General features: G+C 74.2%; 15 protein-coding genes. 14 read left to right on the forward strand and 1 reads right to left on the reverse strand.

The window, feature by feature from the left end; translation table 11 throughout:
* Positions 1-727: 727 nt before the first annotated feature.
* The 8 genes from ACZ55U_RS15970 to ACZ55U_RS16005 all read left to right on the forward strand — a co-directional run bounded on the left by ACZ55U_RS15970 (position 728) and on the right by ACZ55U_RS16005 (position 11,990).
* The gene (locus tag ACZ55U_RS15970) at positions 728-2,851 is read left to right on the forward strand and encodes a glycogen debranching N-terminal domain-containing protein (protein ID WP_465526708.1); all 2,124 of its coding nucleotides are present in this window, start codon (positions 728-730) and stop codon (positions 2,849-2,851) included.
* A 234-nt stretch (positions 2,852-3,085) separates the two neighbouring features.
* The gene (locus ACZ55U_RS15975) at positions 3,086-3,844 is read left to right on the forward strand and encodes an NUDIX hydrolase (RefSeq protein ID WP_465526647.1); all 759 of its coding nucleotides are present in this window, start codon (positions 3,086-3,088) and stop codon (positions 3,842-3,844) included.
* A 274-nt stretch (positions 3,845-4,118) separates the two neighbouring features.
* Complete coding sequence (locus ACZ55U_RS15980; protein WP_465526649.1) at positions 4,119-4,397, forward strand: hypothetical protein; 279 nt, start codon at positions 4,119-4,121, stop codon at positions 4,395-4,397.
* Between the two features lie 378 nt (positions 4,398-4,775).
* Positions 4,776-6,497, forward strand: coding sequence for an ABC transporter ATP-binding protein (locus ACZ55U_RS15985; RefSeq protein WP_465526651.1), 1,722 nt, complete (start codon positions 4,776-4,778; stop codon positions 6,495-6,497).
* Positions 6,498-6,500: 3 nt separating this feature from the next.
* A complete protein-coding gene (locus ACZ55U_RS15990; protein WP_465526653.1) occupies positions 6,501-7,409 on the forward strand; it encodes a hypothetical protein in 909 nt (302 codons plus the stop codon).
* 246 nt (positions 7,410-7,655) lie between these two features.
* On the forward strand, positions 7,656-8,588 hold the full coding sequence (locus ACZ55U_RS15995; protein ID WP_465526655.1) for a FadR/GntR family transcriptional regulator: 933 nt from the start codon (positions 7,656-7,658) through the stop codon (positions 8,586-8,588).
* 597 nt (positions 8,589-9,185) lie between these two features.
* The gene (locus tag ACZ55U_RS16000; protein ID WP_465526657.1) at positions 9,186-10,835 is read left to right on the forward strand and encodes an RNA polymerase sigma factor; all 1,650 of its coding nucleotides are present in this window, start codon (positions 9,186-9,188) and stop codon (positions 10,833-10,835) included.
* A gap of 297 nt (positions 10,836-11,132) precedes the next feature.
* Positions 11,133-11,990, forward strand: a complete 858-nt coding sequence (locus ACZ55U_RS16005) for a S1 family peptidase (protein WP_465526709.1) — start codon at positions 11,133-11,135, stop codon at positions 11,988-11,990.
* 221 nt (positions 11,991-12,211) lie between these two features.
* Here the strand turns inward: ACZ55U_RS16005 and ACZ55U_RS16010 are convergent, their stop codons facing one another.
* Complete coding sequence (locus tag ACZ55U_RS16010) at positions 12,212-12,445, reverse strand: DUF7455 domain-containing protein (RefSeq protein ID WP_465526659.1); 234 nt, start codon at positions 12,443-12,445, stop codon at positions 12,212-12,214.
* Between the two features lie 538 nt (positions 12,446-12,983).
* Here ACZ55U_RS16010 and ACZ55U_RS16015 point away from each other — a divergent pair.
* The 6 genes from ACZ55U_RS16015 (at position 12,984) to ACZ55U_RS16040 (ending at position 20,198) form a co-directional block, all read left to right on the forward strand.
* On the forward strand, positions 12,984-15,095 hold the full coding sequence (locus ACZ55U_RS16015; protein WP_465526661.1) for a DNA gyrase/topoisomerase IV subunit B: 2,112 nt from the start codon (positions 12,984-12,986) through the stop codon (positions 15,093-15,095).
* Between the two features lie 153 nt (positions 15,096-15,248).
* Positions 15,249-15,734, forward strand: coding sequence for a DUF1453 domain-containing protein (locus ACZ55U_RS16020; RefSeq protein WP_465526663.1), 486 nt, complete (start codon positions 15,249-15,251; stop codon positions 15,732-15,734).
* Between the two features lie 74 nt (positions 15,735-15,808).
* Entirely contained in the window at positions 15,809-16,969 is a 1,161-nt protein-coding gene (locus tag ACZ55U_RS16025) for a sensor histidine kinase (RefSeq protein ID WP_465526665.1), read from the forward strand.
* Positions 16,966-17,661 (forward strand): response regulator, encoded by a 696-nt coding sequence (locus ACZ55U_RS16030; RefSeq protein ID WP_465526667.1) that lies wholly within the window; start codon positions 16,966-16,968, stop codon positions 17,659-17,661. Before ACZ55U_RS16025 ends, ACZ55U_RS16030 begins: the two co-directional genes overlap by 4 nt.
* Before the next feature lie 321 nt (positions 17,662-17,982).
* Complete coding sequence (locus tag ACZ55U_RS16035; protein WP_465526669.1) at positions 17,983-18,423, forward strand: DUF485 domain-containing protein; 441 nt, start codon at positions 17,983-17,985, stop codon at positions 18,421-18,423.
* A complete protein-coding gene (locus ACZ55U_RS16040) occupies positions 18,420-20,198 on the forward strand; it encodes a solute symporter family protein (RefSeq protein ID WP_465526671.1) in 1,779 nt (592 codons plus the stop codon). Before ACZ55U_RS16035 ends, ACZ55U_RS16040 begins: the two co-directional genes overlap by 4 nt.
* Positions 20,199-20,360: the final 162 nt, after the last annotated feature.

Below are 20,360 nucleotides of genomic sequence, written 5' to 3' on the forward strand. Positions count from 1 at the left end.
CGCGGTTCACGGGGTCACCGGGTGCGGGGGCCGCGACCCCCGCACCGTATCCTGGCGGCGGTCGAGCACCGGTTCGACGGCATGGTCCGTCGATCGGACAGCCGACACCGGCCGGCGCTGGGCCCGAGTCGGTTCCGCGACGGCCCGGACGGCAGGTCCCCTGCCCTGGACGGTGGATGGTGACGCGCCCGCAGTGAGGCCCCGGTGACGTTCCGGCGGAAGCGGCAGGACCGCCCGGCGGAGCCGCCCGACCAGCGGCGCAGCAGCGGTGCGTGACCTGGTGCTGGTGCGCGGCGTTGACTTCGGGGGCCATCGCCCGGCTCGGGCGGACCGAACTCCGGGCGGTGCGGAAAGGCCGCCCGGGCGCCGGCGGCGGTCCGCGACGGCTGCGGCCGTCTGCGGCACCACGTACGGTCACCCCTGCGGGGGCGGACGGTCCGGCGAGCGCGGCCAGGGGGAAGGGCGTCACCGGTAGGCCGGGGCGCCGGACCTGACGGCACGCCCGACGCGGTGGCGGTCCCCGGAACGAAGGCGCGGCGCGCCGGTACCGGCCCGGTACCGAGCACCGCATGGCACGACCCGCCACCGGGTACGGCCAGGCACGGCACACCCGCCGACGGGGCACCCCGCCGGCCCGGCACCATCAGCACGCGATCGAGCATGCTCGCGGCCCACCGGCCTGACCCGGCCACCGGACCGCCGAGGGGAGGAGAGTCCGGTGACCGCCATGAGGCCACCACAGGCCATGCCGGCCGAGAGCGTGGTCGGCGCGCCGCCCAGACTGGTGGGCCGTCCCGACCAGGGCCCGGCCGCCGGTCCGGCGGGCGCACCCGTCGGCCAGGGCCGGCCCGCAGCCCCGCCGCGCCCGCAGCCGCCCGCCGTCCACCACGCGGTCATCTGTGTCAACGCCCCGGCGATGGCCGCCTCCGGCCCCGACGGCCAGTTGCGCGGCCACGGTCTGAACGGCTTCTTCCGCAACGGCGTCCGGGTGCTCGCCCGCATGGAGCTGCGGCTGGGCGGCATGGAGCCGCTGCCGCTCCAGGGCGGCCTGACCAGCACCGCCCAGGCCCGCTTCCTCGGTGCCGTCCGCCTCCCCGGAGACCTCGACCCCGACCCGGCGCTCACCGTCGAGCGGCTGCGCCACGCGGACGGCGTGGAGACGGTGGTCGTGCGCAACACCGGTCCGCGGCCCGCCCGGCTGCCGCTGGAGATAGCCCTCGGCACCGACCTCGGCCCGGTCGCCGAGATCGCCGCCGGATACCGCCAGCCCGACCTGCCGGGCCAGGTGCAGTCCGCCGGGCTGCGCTGGGCGGGGCCGGTGCACAGCGCGGTGGTCAGCGCCCAGCCCTCCCCGCACGCCGTCCTGGCCGGTGCCGGAGTGCTCCGCTGGGACCTGGAGGTCCAGCCCGGCGCCCGCTGGTCGGTCGAACTGCACACCGAGCTGGAGAGCGCCGCCACCGGCCCGCGTCCGCCGGGCGGACGCGGCACCGGTGTCCCGCTGCCCTGGTCCGAGCCCGAGGTCCGCAGCGACGACGCCCGGGCCGCCCTGCTGGTCTCCCGCTCGCTGGACGCCCTCGGCGGGCTGCTGTTCGCCGACCCGGACCGCCCGATCGACCTCTATCCGGCCTCCGGCGCGCCCTGGCGCTTCGGCCTCGCCCCGGCCGACGCGCTCTGGGCCGCCCGGCTGACCCTGCCGCTCGGCACCCGGCTGGCGGCCGGCACCCTCCGGGCACTGGCCCGCCGTCAGCAGCCGGCCGCCCCGGGCCGTACCGAGGGCCTGCTGCCCGGCGCCCTGCGCCACGGGGGTCCCGAGCTACCGCCCACCTGCACCGCCACCGAGGCGACCTTGCTGTTCGTCACGGTGCTGGCCGAGGCCTGGCGCTGGGGCCTGCCCCGGGCGGAGGCGACCGAACTGCTCCCGGCCGCGGAGCGGGCACTGGCCGCCCTGCGCGAGGGCCTGGTGGACGGCTTCGTGACCGACCTCAGCCGCCCGGCCGAGGAGCGCTCCGCCCACCCGGTCGCCGCCCGCGCCGAGGTCCAGGCGCAGGCCCACCGCGCCGCCCTGCACGGGGCCGAGCTGCTGGAGGCCTTCGGACGGCCGGGCGCCGAGGAGTGGCGTGACTGGGCCGCCGGGCTGCGCGGGCGCTTCCGCGAGCGGTTCTGGATCGACGACCTGTCCGGCGGCCGCCCCGCGGCCGGGCTGGCGCCGGGCGGACAGCCGCTGCCCGCCGTGGCCTCCTCCCTGGTGCACCTGCTGGACACCGGGCTGGCCGTCGACGGTGGCCGCCACGAGAGCCTGCTCGACCGCGAGCAGACCAGGCTGCTCGCCCAGCGCCTGGTCGCACCGGAGCTCGACAGCGGCTGGGGCCTGCGCACCCTGAGCGCCAAGTCCCCCCGCTTCAACCCGCTCGGCCACCGCGGCGGCGCGGTGCGGGTCCACGAGACGGCGTTGGCGGTCGCCGGACTGGCCGAGGCCGGCCACGAGAACGAGGCCGGCACCCTGCTGGAGGGCCTGCTCGCCGCGGGTGCCCACTTCGAGGGGCGGCTGCCGGAGATGTACGCGGGGGAGCAGCGCACCCCCGGTTGCCCGCCGGTGCCGCACCCGGCCGCCTGCCGCCCGGCGGCGGTCTCCGCGGCCGGTGCCGTGCACGCGGTGTTCTCCCTCGCCGGGGTCCGGCCCGACGCCCCGGGCGGCCGGGTTCTGGTTCGCCCGGCCAGCACCGCGCCGCTCGGCGAGCTGGAGCTGACCGGCCTGCGGGTGGCGGGCGAGCCCTTCTCCGTCCGGGTGAGCCGGATCGGCGTGGCGATGGTGGAGGAGGCGTCCACGGACCTGCAACTCGTCGCCCGCTGAGCCCGCCGCCGCGCATCCGGCCCAGGTGCCGGTGACACCCAGTCACCGGCACCTGGTCACCGCACCTGGTCACCGGTGCCCGGCCGCCAGTGCCCGGCCGCCAGTGCCCGGCTACCGGCGCCGTGCTCACCCCTGCGCGAACCTTGCCCGAACCGGTTTCGGTGGGGCACCGACCTTGTACGGTCCATGTACGGGCCTGTGCTTATCGTCAGAGAGACGACTATGATCGTGACCATGTCGCGTTACGATCCGTCGGCCTTTCCGCCCTTCGCTGTCACGGTTGACCTGGTGGTGCTGACGGTGCGCGACCACTCGCTCTGTGCCCTGCTGGTCAGACGAGGAGAGCCACCGTTCCAGGGGTACTGGGCACTGCCCGGCGGCTTCGTCCGCCCGGACGAGGGCCTGGCCGAGGCCGCCTCCCGCGAACTGGCCGAGGAGACCGGTCTGCGCGCCCACACCACCCCCGGTCACGACGTGGTCGGCCCCGGCGCGGCCGGCGCGCACCTGGAGCAGCTCGCCACCTACGGCCACCCGCAGCGGGACCCGCGGATGCGGGTGGTCAGTGTCGCCTACCTGGTGCTCGCCCCGGACCTGCCGACGCCCCGCGCCGGTGGCGACGCCAGCGGAGCGCGCTGGGCCCCGGTCGGCGAACTCCTCGGCGAGAACCCGGCCGACGGCGTCCCGCTCGCCTTCGACCACGGCCTGATCCTGGCCGACGGTGTCGAGCGCGCCCGCTCCAAGATCGAGTACTCCTCCCTCGCCACCGCCTTCTGCCCGCCCGAGTTCACCGTCGGTGAGCTGCGCCGGGTCTACGAGGCGGTCTGGGGAGTGGTGCTGGACCCGCGGAACTTCCACCGCAAGGTCACCGGCACCCCAGGTTTCCTGCTGCCCTCCGGTGGCACGACGACTCGTCAGGGGGGCCGCCCAGCCCAGCTGTTCACCGCCGGCGGCGCGACCGTCCTCAACCCGCCCATGCTCCGCCCGGAGTCCTGAGCCACCGCGAGGCCCGTCGGCTCCCGCAGGCCCTCCGCCGTGCCGCGCCGCTCCGCCGTCGGGCACCGGGCCTGCGCTCGCCCCGGTTGCGGCCCAGGCCCGTCGAGCTGGCCGCGACTCCGACCCGACCCGCCCGGCCCCGGCTCGGCCCACCCCGGTGACCGGGCAGCCGAACGCCCTGGCCTGGCTGCGGACAGGGGGACGGCGGCGCAGAGTGTCGGTGGACGCTCCGACCACAGGGCCGGAGGCCCGGACCGGCCCCAGGGAGCCCGCGATGGCCATTCAGGACTGCGCCGCCCGGCGAACTCTCGTCGAGAGGCTGGCGGCGGACTACCAGAGCCTCGACGAGATCACCACCGGTACGGAGAAGGAGCTGGCGGCATTGGAGGCCGAGGCGGCGGCGCCGGAGACGATCGCCGCCGTGCGGGAACGGTTGGCCGAGGAACGGGAACGACTGGGAGAGACCGCCCTCCAGGGCCGGGCCGCCGTCGACGAGTTCCGCGCGGCGTGCGGCGGCGAGCGACTCCCGGTGCCGCCTTGGCCCCCGCAGTAGCGATCGCGCCCGCCCCTCCATCGGATCCGGCCCGGCACCCGTCGGCAGCATCCCGCACGAAGCCCTTCCGCCCGGCCCCGTCCGACCCTGGCGCCCGTATCCCTCCGCCCGATGGCACCGACACCGGCACCGGCACCGGGCGACCTCGCAGCTCGGCCGAAGCCCCCGCACCGGACCGGCCACCCGTGAATCGCAGGATCGGATTGTCCCCTGATCGGGTGAGGTGGGCAGTCGGCGGGCCCGTGCCGTTCCCGTAATGCCCGGAATAGCCGTCGCCGCCCCCTAATGTGCTGGCGCGGAGCCGCGCGGGTGCGCGCCCGCCCGTCAGGGGGCGCTCCGCGTCGAGCAGGTCGGCCGAGGGCATGGGAGCAGCCAGCGATGATCCAGATCACCGGACTGACCAAGGTCTATCGCAAGGACGCTCCGCCGGCCGTGCTCGATCTGACCTTCGACGCCCGGCCCGGAACGGTGACCGCGCTGCTCGGCGCGGAGGGGGCGGGGAAGTCCACCGCGCTGCGGCTGATGCTCGAACTCGAACGCGGCCAGGGCGTCACGCTCTTCGACGGCCGCCCCTACCGCAGGATCCGCCACCCCGAGCGCGAGGTGGGTGTGCTGCTGCCCCGCCCCGTGCAGGGCGCTGCCGCGGTGGCCGGGCACCCGGGCCGCACGGCGCGAAGCCATCTGCGGATGCTCGCCGCGGCCGTCGGAGTCCCGGTCCGGCGGGCCGACGAGCTGCTGGAGCAGATCCGGCTGGCCGGCGTCTCCGGGCAGCGACTGCGCACCTTCTCGCCGGGCATGCACCGCCGCCTGGCCCTGGCCGTCGCCCTGCTCGGCGATCCCGGCACGCTGCTGCTGGACGGCCCTGCGGAGGGACTGTCGCCGCGCAACGTCGAGTGGTTCCACGCCTTCCTGCGCTCCTTCGGCGCCGCCGGGGGGACGGTCCTGGTGACCACCCGTACCCCGCAGGAGGCCTCGCAGCTCGCCGACCGGGTGGTCACCCTGGACCGCGGCCGCATGGTGGCCGACCAGTCGGTCGAGGAGTTCCGGCGGACCAGGCTCAGCCCCGAAGTGGCCGTCCGGGGGCCGCAGATGGCGCGGCTGGCGGACCTGCTGGTCAGCCAGGGAGCCGAGGTCCGCCGGGACGGCAGCGTGGGGCTCTCCGTGGCCGGCATCGACCGCACCGAGATCGGTGAACTCGCCTACCGTCACGGGATCCTGCTGCACGAGCTGGCCGACCGGGTGGTCGAGCAGCCGGTGCCGCGCGTGGCCCTGCCGGTCGGCTCGGGCCGCTCCGGCAGCCTCCACCCGGCGTCCGAGGCCGACCCGGGTCCGGGCCTGGCTCCGGAGCAGGAGCCGGAGACGCCGTCAGCCGTCGATCGGGCCCCCGACCCGGCCGTCGATCCCGTCCCCGTCGATCCCGCCCCCGCCGAGGCCGTGACGACCCCGGCCGAGCCGCCGACGGTCCCCGCCCCGGCCGAACCGGTCACTCCGCCATCGCCCCCGCACCCACCGACGCCCGCTCCCACACCTGCCCCTGCCTCCGCTCCCGCCCTCGCTCCCGCGACTGCCCCCACCCCCGCCACCGAGGGTGCCCTCGCCGCGAATCGTCCGGCGCCCCGCCGTTCCCAGGACGGCGGCTCCCTGCCCCTGCGGGCCCTGCCCGCCGTGCCCCTCACGGACTCCCTCGACACCGCCTCCCTCCACGCAGCGGGCCTCCCCGTGCTCGGCGCGCCCGCGCGTCGGCCCGCACCCGCCGCCCGTCGGCCCGAGCGGAGCCCGCAGAACGGTTCAGGCAGCGGCGAACCAGCCCCCACCGTGGCCGTCGACCGGCTCTTCCGGGACGATCCGCTCCCGGCCGAGGCGTCCGTGCGGAGCCGCGCTCAGGGCCGCCGGATCGGCACCGAAGACCTGCTCACCGACGACACCGTCCGCCTCCGCCGCGCCCCGAGCACGCCCGCTGCCCTGCCCCCTGCCGCCCAGCCCGCCTCCTCGGTCGCCCTGTCACCCGCGCCCCCCGCCACCCAGCCCGCCCAGCCCGCCACCCAGCCCCCCGCGTCCCCCGCCGTTCCTGCCACCCCCGACGACCACCGGAGCGAGTGAACCGTGCGTGTCCTGGCCTACGAGCTGCGCCGCCTGTGCGGCCTGCCCTCCACCTGGCTGCTGCTCGCCGCCGTGCTGCTCGGCGACGCCGTCGTGGCCGCCGTCCTGGCGAGCCGGATCCCCCCGGACGGCCCGCTGGCCGGCGCCGTCGGGGTGCGGCTGCTGACCGCCGCCGTCCCGCTGGCCCCCCTGCCGTTCGCCGCCCTCGGCGCCGGAGTGCTGGGCGCGCTCGCGTACGGGCACGAGGTGCGCCACCCGGGCCTGCCGGCCTCGCAGGTGTCGTACCCGCGCCGGGTGCGGCTGCTGCTGGCCAAGCTGCTGGTGACCGGTCCGGCGGCGGCGCTGCTGGCACTGGCCACCGTGCTGCTCGACACGGTCGCGGTGCACCTCGCACTGCCGGACGGCGTCACCGTGGCCGCCTGGACGGACCCCGACGCGCTGTCGGACCGGGTCGCCGGGGCGCTGGCCGACGCGGGGCTGTCCGGGTTGTCCGACCTGCCGGGCGTGTTCGCCCCGCTGGGGCTGGCGGCCGGCCACGGGGTGCCCGCGGCGCTGCTGGCCTTCGTGCTGCTGACCGTGGCGGCGGGCTGGACCGGGGTGCTCACCGCCTCGCTGACCCGCAGCGCCGCGGCCGGGGTGCTGCTGCTGTGCGCGATGCCGCCGCTGCTGGAGTCCGGAGTCGCCCTGCTGCTGCGCCACACCGGCAGGCCGTGGCCGAGCCGGGTGGTGGACCTGCTGCCGTTCCAGCCAGGGATCGAGTGGTCCTACGGCCAGGTCTACGGCGGGGCGCACGAGGCGGTGGCCGAGACCGCGGCGCTGGGCGATCCGGTACTGCTCGCCGCGGTCGCGACACCCGCCGTGGGCCTGCTGCTCGCGGCCCTGCTGGTCCAGGCCCGCCGCCGCGCCCTGTAGAGCGCCCCGCCGCCCGCACCCGTGCGGCCCACGCCCCGTCCCCGCCGCCCGTGCCCCGCCGGGGCGCACCGGCCCGTCACGTCCAACACCCCCCGGAACGGCGCCCGGGAAGGCCCGCCGCCCATTCGATGACGCCTCCTGGCACGGCCCCGCCCCGCCTCACCAAGATCGGCCAGCAGTGACCGCAATGCGCGTTTCTTCCTGATAAGAAGTCAATTATCCAGTCACGGCCGATCACCCTTTCGTGTGCTTTTCACGAGAATTCTCAAGCCACGCCAGCCGATCGCCGACAAAGGAGGCGTGAGTACCCTTGCGCACCCCACCATGACCCCCGCCCGTTCCGCCGAAGGGCCCATCCACGGCCCCGGCGACCTGGACCGCTTCTCGTACGCCGACCGGCCGACCCCGCCGGCGCCCCGCTGGGAGGGCGCCGAGTCCGACATCTCCCGCGTCGGCCGCAAGACCACCAGCAGCCGCGGCCGCGGTCTGCACGGCCAGCTGGTCCAGCAGCTGGGCCAGATGATCGTCTCCGGCGACCTCGGTGCCGACCGCCCGCTGGTGCCCGAGGAGATCGGCCAGCGGTTCGAGGTCTCCCGGACCGTCGTCCGCGAGTCGCTGCGCGTCCTGGAGGCCAAGGGTCTGGTCAGCGCCCGGCCCAACGTCGGCACCCGGGTCCGCCCGGTCGGCGACTGGAACCTGCTGGACCCGGACATCATCGAGTGGCGTGCCTTCGGCCCGCAGCGGGACGAGCAGCGCCGGGAGCTGTTCGAGCTCCGCTGGGCGATCGACCCGCTGGCCGCCCGGCTCGCCGCCGGTCACGGCCGGGAGGACGTCCAGCAGCGCCTGGCCGAGCTGGTCGAGATCATGGGCCACGCCGCCTCCCAGGCCGACCTCTCCACGTACACCCGGGCCGACGCCGAGCTGCACGGCCTGGTCCTCCAGATGGCCGGCAACCGGATGCTGGAGCACCTGTCCGGGATCGTCGCCTGTGCCCTCCAGGTGTCGGGCGGTCCGGCGATCTCCTGCGAGCGGCCCTCGGAGTCCTCGGTCGGCCTGCACGCCCGGCTGGTGGACGCGCTGGGCGCCGGCGACGGCACCGCGGCAGAGGCCGCGATGCGGGCGCTGCTCACGGTCCATCCCGAGATCGAGCCGTCCGTCCCCGCGCCCCGGGAGCACTGAACGGGCTGTTCAGACGAGCGGAGGCGCCTTACCGTGGCGGCCCGCTCCGCCAGGCCCTCCGGCCGCACCGCGCGGCGCAGCCGGAGGGCCTCCGCATGCTGCCGCGACGCGGCCCCGGGCGGCCGGAGCCGTAACGGCCTGGCCCGGAAGAGCCTGGCCCGCAAAGGCCCGGTAGGCCCGGTAGACCCGCTCGGGGTGGAAACGGGTTCCGGAGTCGGCACGACCGGGCCGATCGCCGTGGCGGCGCACCGGGCCGCACCGGCCGCGAGCATTGCTTGCTCATGACAAATAAACTGATTCGGGGGTGAGCGATGATGGAAGCGGCCCCGGGCCGCGGGCGCCAGGTGGTGTGACCCGCGACACGAAGGCCATGCGTAACACTTGACGAGTAGCAGCGATGTGTCCTGAGCGGAAGCAGCTCCGGAATACTCCAACATGTCAGAATGCTGTGTTGGTCCGCGGCGCTGCTGCCGTCCTGCAAACCCAGTCCTCAAGCCCGAGTCGGTCGGAATCGACACCGCGCGCCCGACGCGCGATCTCCTTCCCCGCCCGCTCGGGCGGCCGGTACGGGTTCGAGTCCACTCATCGTCCGAGAGGTTGTTCGTGTCGGCCAGCACATCCCGTTCGCTTCCCCCCGAGATCGCCGAGTCCGCGGCTCTGCTGGCGCTCATCGAGCGGGGCAAGGCCCAGGGGCAGATCGCCGGTGACGACGTGCGCCAGGCGTTCGAGGCGGACCAGATCCCGGTCACCAAGTGGAAGAACGTCATGCGCAGCCTCAATCAGGTGCTGATTGAGGAGGGTGTGGACCTCATGGTCAGCGCGGCCGAACCGGCCGGCGCCAAGCGCAAGAGCGTTGCGGCCAAGAGCCCCACCAAGCGCACCGCCACCAAGGCTGTCACCACCCGGACCCCGGCCGCGCCGTCGGCCCCGACCAAGCCGCCCGTGCGGATCGCCCCCGGCGCCCCCGTCGCGGCTCCGGCCGTCGCGGCCGCCGCGGCCCCGGCCCCCACCGTCTCCGCCGAGATCACCGTCGACGAGACGGCCACCGCCGCCTCCGAGCCGAAGGCGGCTCCCACGAAGAAGGCCGTGGCCAAGAAGGCCGCGGCGAAGAAGACCGCCGCTCCGGCCAAGAAGGCCGCCGCCAAGAAGACCGCCGCCAAGTCCGCCAAGGGCGGCGAGGAGGAGCTGCTCGGCGAGGAGGAGCTGCTCGAGGACGTCGCACTGCCCGGCGACAAGGCCGAGTCCGAGGCCGCCGGCCCGGAGGAGGAGTCGGAGGGATTCGTCCTCTCCGATGACGACGAGGACGACGCGCCGGCCCAGCAGGTCGCCGTCGCCGGTGCCACCGCCGACCCGGTCAAGGACTACCTGAAGCAGATCGGCAAGGTCCCGCTGCTCAACGCCGAGCAGGAGGTCGAGCTCGCCAAGCGCATCGAGGCCGGCCTGTTCGCCGAGGACAAGCTCTCGGCGGCCGACAAGCTCGCCCCGAAGCTCAAGCGCGAGCTGGAGATCATCGCCGAGGACGGCCGCCGGGCCAAGAACCACCTGCTGGAGGCCAACCTCCGTCTGGTGGTCTCGCTGGCCAAGCGCTACACCGGTCGCGGCATGCTCTTCCTGGACCTGATCCAGGAGGGCAACCTCGGTCTGATCCGCGCGGTCGAGAAGTTCGACTACACCAAGGGCTACAAGTTCTCGACCTACGCCACCTGGTGGATCCGCCAGGCGATCACCCGCGCCATGGCCGACCAGGCCCGCACCATCCGCATCCCGGTGCACATGGTCGAGGTCATCAACAAGCTGGCCCGTGTCCAGCGCCAGATGCTCCAGGACCTGGGCCGCGAGCCCACCCCGGAGGAGCTGGCCAAGGAACTCGACATGACCCCCGAGAAGGTCATCGAGGTCCAGAAGTACGGCCGTGAGCCGATCTCGCTGCACACCCCGCTGGGCGAGGACGGCGACAGCGAGTTCGGTGACCTGATCGAGGACTCCGAGGCGGTCGTCCCGGCCGACGCGGTCTCCTTCACCCTGCTCCAGGAGCAGCTGCACTCGGTGCTGGACACCCTGTCCGAGCGCGAGGCGGGCGTGGTCTCGATGCGCTTCGGTCTGACCGACGGGCAGCCGAAGACGCTCGACGAGATCGGCAAGGTGTACGGGGTCACCCGTGAGCGCATCCGCCAGATCGAGTCGAAGACCATGTCGAAGCTGCGCCACCCGTCGCGCTCCCAGGTGCTGCGCGACTACCTGGACTGATCGACGGCAGTCGTTCCACCCGAAGGCCCGGAGCCGCACGGCTCCGGGCCTTCGTGGCTCTCCGGCCCGGGTGTGTCATCGTCCGGGTGGCGGTTGTCCCTCGTCCGGGTGGCGGTGCGGCGGGAAGCGGTCGCACCGTGTAGTCGGTCACCTACGCTGTGCCGGTTGCCTGCTTCCGAGCCCCCTGGAGTCACGGTGCCGACCGAGCCGGACCGCACTGACCTGCCGACGTCCAACCCGTTCCCAGCGGCCCGCGCCGACCCGGCCGGCCTGGCCGACCCGGCCGATCCGGACAGCCTGACCGATTCGGCCGACCCCGCCGGTGCCCGGGCGGGCCGCCGTCGGAGGGCCGCCGTGCTGGCGCTGCTCGCCGCCGTGCCCGTCCCGCTGGTCGCGCTCGGCGGCGCGGCGCCGGCCGAGGCGCAGCGCCGGGTGGTCGGCGGCACCGCGGCCAGCACCGCGGACCACCCGTGGATCGTGGCGCTGGCCAGCCGCCAGCAGTTCGGCAGCGGCCGGTCCGGCCAGTTCTGCGGGGGCGCGCTGGTCACCCCGACCAAGGTGGTGACGGCCGCGCACTGCTTCTACGACGAGGCCAGGGGCCGGGTCGACCGGCCGGGTCTCAAGGTGATCGTCGGCCGGGACGACATGCGCGGCACGGCCGGCCGCGAGGTGGCGGTGCGGTCGGTCTGGATCCACCCCGACTACTCCTTCTCCGCCAACATGAACGACGTGGCGGTGCTCACCCTCGCCGAGTCGCAGGGCGCCAGGCCGGTGATCGGGCTGGTCGGCCAGGGGGAGACGGCGCCGTACGCGGCCGGGACCACGGCACACGTCTTCGGCTGGGGCGACACCACCGGGCGGGGCGACTACTCGCCGACGCTGCGCGGGGTGGACGTGCCGATCGTGCCGGACCGGACCTGCGCGCAGGCCTACCCGGGCGGGCCGGACGGCCGGTTCGACGCCCGGGGCATGGTCTGCGCGGGCGAGGAGAGGGGCGGCAAGGACGCCTGCCAGGGCGACAGCGGCGGCCCCATGATCGTGGAGGGCCGGCTGGTCGGCCTGGTGTCCTGGGGGACGGGTTGCGCGGAGGCGGCCCACCCGGGGGTCTACACCAGGGTGTCCTCGGTCGCGGACGCGGTGCGTTCGGTGCTGTGAGCGTCGCGGTGGGTGAACTCCCGGTCACCTCGTGACGTTCGACCCTGACGCCGCGTCGGACAAGGGCCCGCCGCGCCGGGCCGGGCCGGGGAGGGGGCCCGGAGTACAGCAGAGCCGGGCGACCGACCCCGGAGGGTCAGTCGCCCGGCTCACCGGTCGCGCGCTGTGCGCGGCCGGACACAGCTCGACGCCGACTGCTTGTGGTGGCGCAGCGCCCGGTATCAGCGCTCGTCGTCTGCGGCCGTGGCGCTGGTCGTGGTGGTGAGACGACCGCTCTCGTCCTGTATCTCCACGGCGATCTTCTTGAGCTCGGGCTCGAACTTCCGGCCGTGGTGGGCGCAGAAGAGCAGCTCTCCGCCGCTCGCGAGTACGACGCGCAGGTAGGCCTGGGCGCCGCAGCGGTCGCAGCGGTCAGCCGCGGTGAGCGGGCTCGCAGGGGTCAGAACAGTAGTCACGTCGCCTCTTCTCTAGCTCGACGAGCTGTCGTACCAGGGTCAACATCCAACCAGGCCGAAAACGTTCCCGCTCGTGGCTTTTCTTCTCTGAGGATTCTGCTGTGTCGATGAGGACGTGCCCCGGGCGCCGGTGGTTCATGCGTGCCGGATTCCGGGATCCGCCCCTCGCTCGAACGCCCGATCGGGATCGGGTCCGAGGTCCGCGTAGCATAATCCTCTGCCGGGTTGGAGCATAAGCCCCGCCCCGGGCCCCGGTAGCCTGCATAACGGCAGTTCCGGAGCCTGCGCCGGGTCCCACGATCCGCCAGGACCGGTGGTACCGGGAGGAGATGGCGCCCCCGGGGCCCGCGGCCGGGTGCGGTGCTTGTTCGCGCAGCGCGTACAAGCTGCGCGGAGCCCGCCTGTCGTGCTGTGCACCCGGCGCAGGGGTTCGGGCACGCAGGGCGACGGATGTCGGTGCGGCGTGCTGCACTGGCGCTTGGTCCGGATGCGTACGGATGTGACCGATGAGACAGAACTTCACCGAGGAGTGTGCCGCGTGAGTGCCGAAACGACCGTGCCGTCCGCGCTGCTGGCCGGCGACGACGGTTCCAACTACACCGCGCGGCACCTGCTCGTCCTGGAGGGCCTGGAGGCGGTCCGCAAGCGCCCCGGCATGTACATCGGCTCGACCGACAGCCGCGGCCTGATGCACTGCCTCTGGGAGATCATCGACAACTCCGTCGACGAGGCGCTGGGCGGCTACTGCGACCGCATCGACGTCGTGCTCCACCCCGACTCCTCGGTCGAGGTCCGGGACAACGGGCGCGGCATCCCGGTCGACGTCGAGCCCAAGACGGGGCTGTCCGGCGTCGAGGTCGTGATGACCAAGCTGCACGCCGGCGGCAAGTTCGGCGGCGGTTCCTATGCGGCCTCCGGCGGTCTGCACGGCGTCGGCGCCTCGGTCGTCAACGCGCTCTCCGCCCGCCTCGACGTCGAGGTCGACCGCGGCGGCCACACCCACGCGATCAGCTTCCGTCGCGGCACCCCCGGCATCTTCACCGAGACCAGCCCGGACGCCCCCTTCGAGCCCGGCAACGGCCTGACCAGGACCCGCAAGGTGCCGAAGACCCGCACCGGCACCCGGATCCGCTACTGGGCCGACCGGCAGATCTTCCTCAAGGACGCCAAGCTCTCCCTGGAGACGCTGCACAGCCGCGCCCGGCAGACGGCCTTCCTCGTCCCCGGCCTGACCATCGTGGTCCGTGACGAGCGGCTCATCGAGAGCGAGCAGATCGAGGAGTCGGTCTTCCACTACGACGGCGGAATCGCCGAGTTCTGCGAGTTCCTGGCCCCCGACAAGCCGGTCTGCGACGTGCTGCGGCTGCGCGGCGAGGGCACCTTCAAGGAGACGGTGCCGGTCCTGGACGAACTCGGCCACATGACGCCCACCGAGGTCACCCGCCATCTCGGCGTGGACATCGCGCTGCGCTGGGGCGCCGGTTACGACACCACCCTGCGCTCCTTCGTCAACATCATCGCCACCCCCAAGGGCGGCACCCACGTCACCGGCTTCGAGCGCTCGCTGGCCAAGACGGTCAACGAGGCGCTGCGCGCGAGCAAGCTGCTGCGCGTCGCCGAGGACGACATCACCAAGGACGACGCCACCGAGGGCCTCACCGCGGTGGTCACCGTCCGGCTCGCCGAGCCGCAGTTCGAGGGCCAGACCAAGGAGGTGCTCGGCACCTCGGCGGCCAACCGGATCGTCGCCGCCGTCGTCGCCAAGGAGCTCAAGGCCTTCCTCACCTCGGCCAAGAAGGACCAGAAGCTCCAGGCCCGGGCCGTCCTGGAGAAGGTCGTCGCGGCCGCCCGCACCCGGGTCGCCGCCCGCCAGCACAAGGAGGCCCAGCGCCGCAAGACCGCGCTGGAGACCAGTTCGCTGCCCGCCAAGCTGGCCGACTGCCGCAGCGACGACGTCGAGCGCAGCGAACTGTTCATCGTCGAGGGTGACTCCGCGCTCGGCACCGCCAAGCTCGCCCGCAACTCCGAGTTCCAGGCACTGCTGCCGATCCGCGGCAAGATCCTCAACGTGCAGAAGGCCTCGGTGAGCGACATGCTCAAGAACGCCGAGTGCGCCGCGATCATCCAGGTGATAGGGGCCGGCTCCGGCCGCACCTTCGACATCGACCAGGCCCGCTACGGCCGGGTCATCTTCATGGCCGACGCCGACGTCGACGGCTCGCACATCCGCACCCTCCTGCTGACCCTCTTCCACCGCTACATGCGGCCGATGGTCGAGCAGGGCCGGGTCTTCGCCGCCGTGCCGCCGCTGCACCGGATCGAGCTCACCAACCCCAAGCGCGGCCAGGAGAAGTACCACTACACCTACTCCGACGCCGAACTCCGCTCCACGCTGCTGGAGTTCCAGCGCAAGGGGCTGCGCTGGAAGGACCCGGTGCAGCGCTACAAGGGCCTGGGCGAGATGGACGCGGACCAGCTGGCCGAGACCACCATGGACCCGCGCCACCGCACGCTGCGCCGGATCAACCTGGGCGACCTGGAGCAGGCCGAGCGGATCTTCGACCTGCTGATGGGCAACGACGTCGCCCCGCGCAAGGAGTTCATCGTGGACTCGGCGGCCACCCTGGACCGCTCGCGCATCGACGCCTGACGAACGCGTCGCACCGGGCCCTCCACCCACGGGTGGAGGGCCCGGTGCGTTCGGGATCCACCCGCGGTCCACCCCGGCTCCGATCAGCGGGAACCGTCCCGTCCGTAGCGTCGGAGAGGTCAGCGAAGCCTCCCTCCGGGACGGAGAAGTCCGATGATCGCCCTCACCAACGTCCTCGTGATCGCCGCGGTGGTGATCGTGGTGGTCCAGCGCCAGATGCGGGCCCAACGCCTGGACACCGGGCGCCGCTTCTGGCTGCTGCCGCTGATCCTGGGCGCCCTCGCGCTGCGGGACCCCCGGCTCGTCGACCACCAGCACACCGCCCTCTCGGCGACCCTGCTGGTCGCCGGACTGGTCGCGGTGCTCGGCATGGGCTCGGTCTGGGGCTGGACCGTGCGGCTCTGGCGGGCCGCGGACGGCTCGGTCATGGCCAAGGGCACCAAGGCCACCGTGGCCGCCTGGATCGGGATGATCGCCATCCGGCTCGGCCTGTACGGGATCGGCACGGCCCTGCACGTCCACCAGGCCGGCAGTTCCCTGATGCTCGGCATGGCGGTCCTGCTGCTGGTCCGCTCGCTCGTGGTGAACTGGAGGGCCCGGACGCTGGAGCCCGCGCCGCCGGCCGCCGTACTGCACTGACCCGGTGCGCGCCGCACGACCCCGCGCGGCGCGCACCGGCCGATCCGCCGCCGAGAGCACCCGAGGAGGCACCCGTGGCCGGGTGGTACTGGACCCGCTGGCCGTCCCGCGAAGGGCTGGACCGCGAGGCCGAGAACCGGCCGCAGCGGATCCTCGCGGTGCTCGGGCGCGTCGTGCTGGTCGCCACCGTCACCTGGGGGACCCTCTCCGGCGGCAGGTTCTCCGGCTGGGCGGCGGTGGTCGCGACGGCCGCACTGGTCGCCGCGTTCGGGCTCTGCGCCGCCTTCCTGCGGACCAGCCGGGAGCAGCGCCCGCTGCCCGCCTACCTGCTGGCCGGCGCGGTGCTCGGCGCCGCCTGGCTGGCCGACGCCGGCCGGGCCACCATGCTCTCCGACGTGCTCTGGTACGGCCTGGCGGTGATGGCGCTGATCCGGCTGCCGCCCGCGCCCGGGCTGATCACGGCGGCGGCCGCGCTGGGCTCGTACGCGGTGGTCACCACGTCGAGCCGGCTCAGCATCGCCGCCACCATCGGCGGGATCGCCCTGCTCGGCTGCCTGCTGCGGCTGGACGTCGAGGCGCGCGGCACCTCCCGCCGGCTGCTCGCCCAGGAGCGGGCGGCCCGGGCGGCCGAGGCGGAGAGCGCGGCGCTCGCCGAACGGGCCAGGATCGCCCGGGAGATCCACGACGTGCTCGCCCACAGCCTCTCCGCACAGCTCGTCCACCTGGAGGCGGCCCGGCTGATGCTGGACGCCGGGACCGACCGCGACCGGATCCGCGAACGGGTCGTCGCGGCCCGGCGGATGGCGCAGGACGGGCTGGCCGAGACCCGGCAGGCGCTGTCCGCGCTGCGCGGGGAACTCACCCCGGTCGGGGAGTTCCTGGTCGAGCTGGCGGGGCGCGAGCGCGCGGGCCTCACCGTCACCGGATCGCCCCGGCCGATCGCCGCCGAGGCCGCCCTCGCGGTGCGGCGCACCGCGCAGGAGGCGGTGACCAACGTGCGCAAGCACGCGCCCGGTGCCCGGTGCACCGTCGAACTGCGCTACCTGGAGGGAGCGGTGGAGCTGGAGGTGCGCAACACCCGGCCGACGCGGCAGGAGCCGTCGCAGGAGCTGACCGCCAGCGGCAGCGGGTACGGTCTGCTGGGAATGCGCGAACGCGCGGAACTGCTCGGCGGCACCCTGCTGGCGGGCCCGGAGGACGGAGGGTGGCGCGTGCTGCTGCGGGTGCCGGCATGACGGTTCCGGGGGTGACCAGGGTCCTGGTGGCGGACGACCAGACGGTGGTGCGCGAGGGCATCGTGATGCTGCTGGGACTGCTGCCCGGCATCGAGGTGGTCGGTGCGGCCGGGGACGGGGAGGAGGCCGTCGACCTGACGGAGCGCCATCACCCGGACGTGGTACTGATGGATCTGCGGATGCCGCGCTGCGACGGCGTCGAGGCGACCCGGCGGATCCGCGCGGCGCACCCCGAGACCGAGGTCGTGGTGCTCACCACCTACGCCGACGACGACTCGCTGTTCCCGGCGCTCCGGGCCGGGGCCCGCGGCTACCTCACCAAGGACGCCGGCGCCGAGGAGATCGCCAGGGCCATCGCGAACGTCCGGTCGGGCGCGGCCGGGCTCTCGCCGCAGGTCCAACTCCGGCTCCTGGAAAGGCTTTCGGAGCACGGTGCCCGCTCCGATCCGGCCTCCGGGCGGCCCGCCGCCCGGCCTGGGGAGCTGCCCGACGGGCTGACCGTCCGGGAGGCCGAGGTGCTGGCGCTGATCGCCGAGGGGCTGTCCAACACCGAGATCGCCCAACGGCTGTTCGTCAGCCAGGCCACCGTGAAGACCCACATCAACAACCTGTTCGCCAAGACCGCGGTGCGGGACCGGGCACAGGCGGTCGCATACGCGTTCCGACACGGAATCACCGGTACGCAGCAGTAGTCGGATGGGTGTCTGTCGGATGATCGATCACCTCATCGAGTGAACGTATCTGCGATGGTCAGGGGCGGTTCCCGGGGGCCGCCATCATGGTTCGGGTCAGTACAACCGGCCGTCCCAGGAGCAGCAGTGCCACAGCAGCAGACGAGCAGTCCCGGATCGGGACAGCAATTCGACTGGTGGGCCGCTCCGGCCGCCGGCAGCCCCGTTGAGCCCGCCGAGCCATCGGCTGCGCACCGCCGCACGGCGGTACCGGCGCAGTCGGGCCCCGGCCGTACGGACCACGTCCGCACGGCCCAGTCGGCAGAGGCGGTCGACGAGCCCGTGGCCGTCGGCGCGCCGGTCCACGGGCCCGCCGACGAGCCGTTCGCCCAGAGCGCCCCCGTCGACCCCGCGGCCCCGGCCGCACCGCACGCCGCCCTCGTGCCGCTCGACGACGAGCCGTTCGCCGACAGCACGGAGGTGTACCGGACCGTCCAGGCCAGCGCGACGTTCCGGCAGATCCGCCGCAGCTACCGGACGTTCGTCTTCCCGATCACCGGTGGCTTCCTCGCCTGGTACCTGCTGTACGTCGCCGCCCAGGCCGGAGCCCCCGACCTGATGCGCCGCGAGGTGGCCGGCCCGCTCAACGTGGCCTGGCTGCTCGGGCTGTCGCAGTTCGCCTCGACCTTCCTGCTCGCCTGGCTCTACGCCCGCAACGCCCGGACCAAGCGCGACCGCGCGGCCCTGGGCCTGCGCTGGGACACCCAGGACCAACTGCGATGACGACCCTGATGCCCACCATGCCCACCATGCCCACCGACGCGGCGAAGGCCGCGGTGCGGACCGTGGCGGCGAACGCCACCCCCGCCGTCGCCCCCACCGGCGACCACCACTCGCTCGCCATCGCGTTGTTCGCCGTCGTCGTCCTGGTCACCCTGGGGGTCACCCTCTGGGTCGGCCGCCAGGGCAACGCCGCCGAGGACTTCTTCGCCGGCGGACGCGACTTCACCCCGCTGCAGAACGGCTTCGCGCTCTCCGGGGACTACCTCTCCGCCGCCTCCTTCCTGGGCGTCGCCGGCCTGATCGCGCTGTACGGCTACGACGGCGTGCTCTACAGCATCGGCTTCCTGGTCGCCTGGCTCGTGGTGCTGATGCTGGTCGCCGAACTCGTCCGCAACGCCGGCCGGTACACCCTCGCCGACGTGCTGGCGCTGCGGCTGCGCCGCCGCAAGGTGCGCGCCGCGGCCGGCGGCGCCAGCGTCGTGGTCACCCTGCTCTACCTGGTCGCCCAGATGGTCGGCGCCGGTTCGCTGGTCGCCCTGCTGCTCGGCACCGGCAGCCCGCACGCCCGCACCTGGACCATCATCGCGGTCGGCGCCCTGATGATCGTCTACGTCACCATCGGCGGGATGCGGGCCACCACCTGGATCCAGATCATCAAGGCCTTCCTGCTGACCGGTGGTTCGGTGCTTCTCACGGTGCTGCTGGTGGTCCGCTTCCACGGCGACCTCGGCGAGCTGATGCGCCAGGCCGCCGCGCACAGCGGCGCCGGGCACCGCTACCTGGAGCCCGGGCTCAAGTACGGCGGCAGCCTCACCAGCCGGCTGGACTTCGTCAGCCTCGGCCTCGGCCTGGTGCTCGGCACCGCCGGCCTGCCGCACATCCTGTCCCGCTTCTACACCGTGCCCACCGCGCGGGCCGCCCGCCGCTCCACGATGTGGGCGATCGGGCTGGTCGGCAGCTTCTACCTGATGGCGATCGTGCTCGGCCTCGGCGCCACCGCGCTGATCGGCTCGGCCGAGGTGCACCACGCCAACTCGGCCGGGAACACCGCCGTTCCGCTGCTCGCCCTGGTGCTCGGCGGTGGCAACGGCAGCACCGGCGGGGTGGTGCTCTTCGCGCTGATCTCGGCGATCGCCTTCGCCACCATCCTCGCCGTGGTCGCCGGGCTTACCCTGGCCTCCTCCGCGGCCTTCGCCCACGACATCTGGGCCGGTGCCTGGCGCGCCCGGCCGTCGCGCGAGCTGGAGAAGCAGGCCCGCGGGCGGCGCCGTCGGGGCGAGACCGTTCCGGCCGCCCGGTCCTCGAAGGAGTCGGTGTCCGAGGTCAGCGAGCAGCAGGAGGTGGTGGTCGCCCGGATCGCCGCCGCCGGGATCGGTGCCGCGGCGATCGTGATCAGCCTCTTCGCCCAGCAGCTGAACGTGGCCTTCCTGGTCGGTCTGGCCTTCGCCGTCGCCGCCTCCTCCAACCTGCCGGTGCTGCTGTACAGCCTGTTCTGGTCGCGGTTCACCGCCCGCGGCGCGGTCTGGGCGGTGTACGGCGGGCTGGTCCCGGCGATCGTGCTGGTGATCTTCTCCCCGGTGGTCTCCGGCTCCGCCGAGGCGCTCTTCCCGGGCCTGGACTTCCACTGGTTCCCGCTGGAGAACCCGGGCATCGTCTCCATCCCGCTCGGCTTCCTGGCCGGGTGGATCGGGACGGTCACGTCGTCCGAGCCCACCGACCCGGACCGGTTCGCCGAGCTGGAGGTGCGCGCCCTCACCGGTGCGGGCGCGGCCTGAGCCGTCGCGCCCCGGGGAACCCCGGCGGGCCTGGGGCCGCCGGGGTTCCCCCATGTCGTGGTCCGGGCGCCGTCGTTCGACGGGCGTTGTTCTTCCACGGATGTCGGCTACCGGCGGTGTAGTCGACCGTCGGGTGTCGGCTACCGGCCGGGGCGCGGCGCC

It is taken from the genome of Kitasatospora sp. NPDC034533, from assembly GCF_055575155.1.

Excerpts from the sequence above, each read along its gene's own strand:
- ACZ55U_RS16040 (WP_465526671.1), top strand. The coding sequence starts at position 18,420 with ATGACGACCCTGATGCCCACCATGCCCACCATGCCCACCGACGCGGCG.
- ACZ55U_RS16030 (WP_465526667.1), top strand. The coding sequence starts at position 16,966 with ATGACGGTTCCGGGGGTGACCAGGGTCCTGGTGGCGGACGACCAGACG.
- ACZ55U_RS15980 (WP_465526649.1), top strand. The coding sequence starts at position 4,119 with ATGGCCATTCAGGACTGCGCCGCCCGGCGAACTCTCGTCGAGAGGCTG.
- ACZ55U_RS15975 (WP_465526647.1), top strand. The coding sequence starts at position 3,086 with ATGTCGCGTTACGATCCGTCGGCCTTTCCGCCCTTCGCTGTCACGGTT.
- ACZ55U_RS16020 (WP_465526663.1), top strand. The coding sequence starts at position 15,249 with ATGATCGCCCTCACCAACGTCCTCGTGATCGCCGCGGTGGTGATCGTG.
- ACZ55U_RS15985 (WP_465526651.1), top strand. The coding sequence starts at position 4,776 with ATGATCCAGATCACCGGACTGACCAAGGTCTATCGCAAGGACGCTCCG.
- ACZ55U_RS15970 (WP_465526708.1), top strand. The coding sequence starts at position 728 with ATGAGGCCACCACAGGCCATGCCGGCCGAGAGCGTGGTCGGCGCGCCG.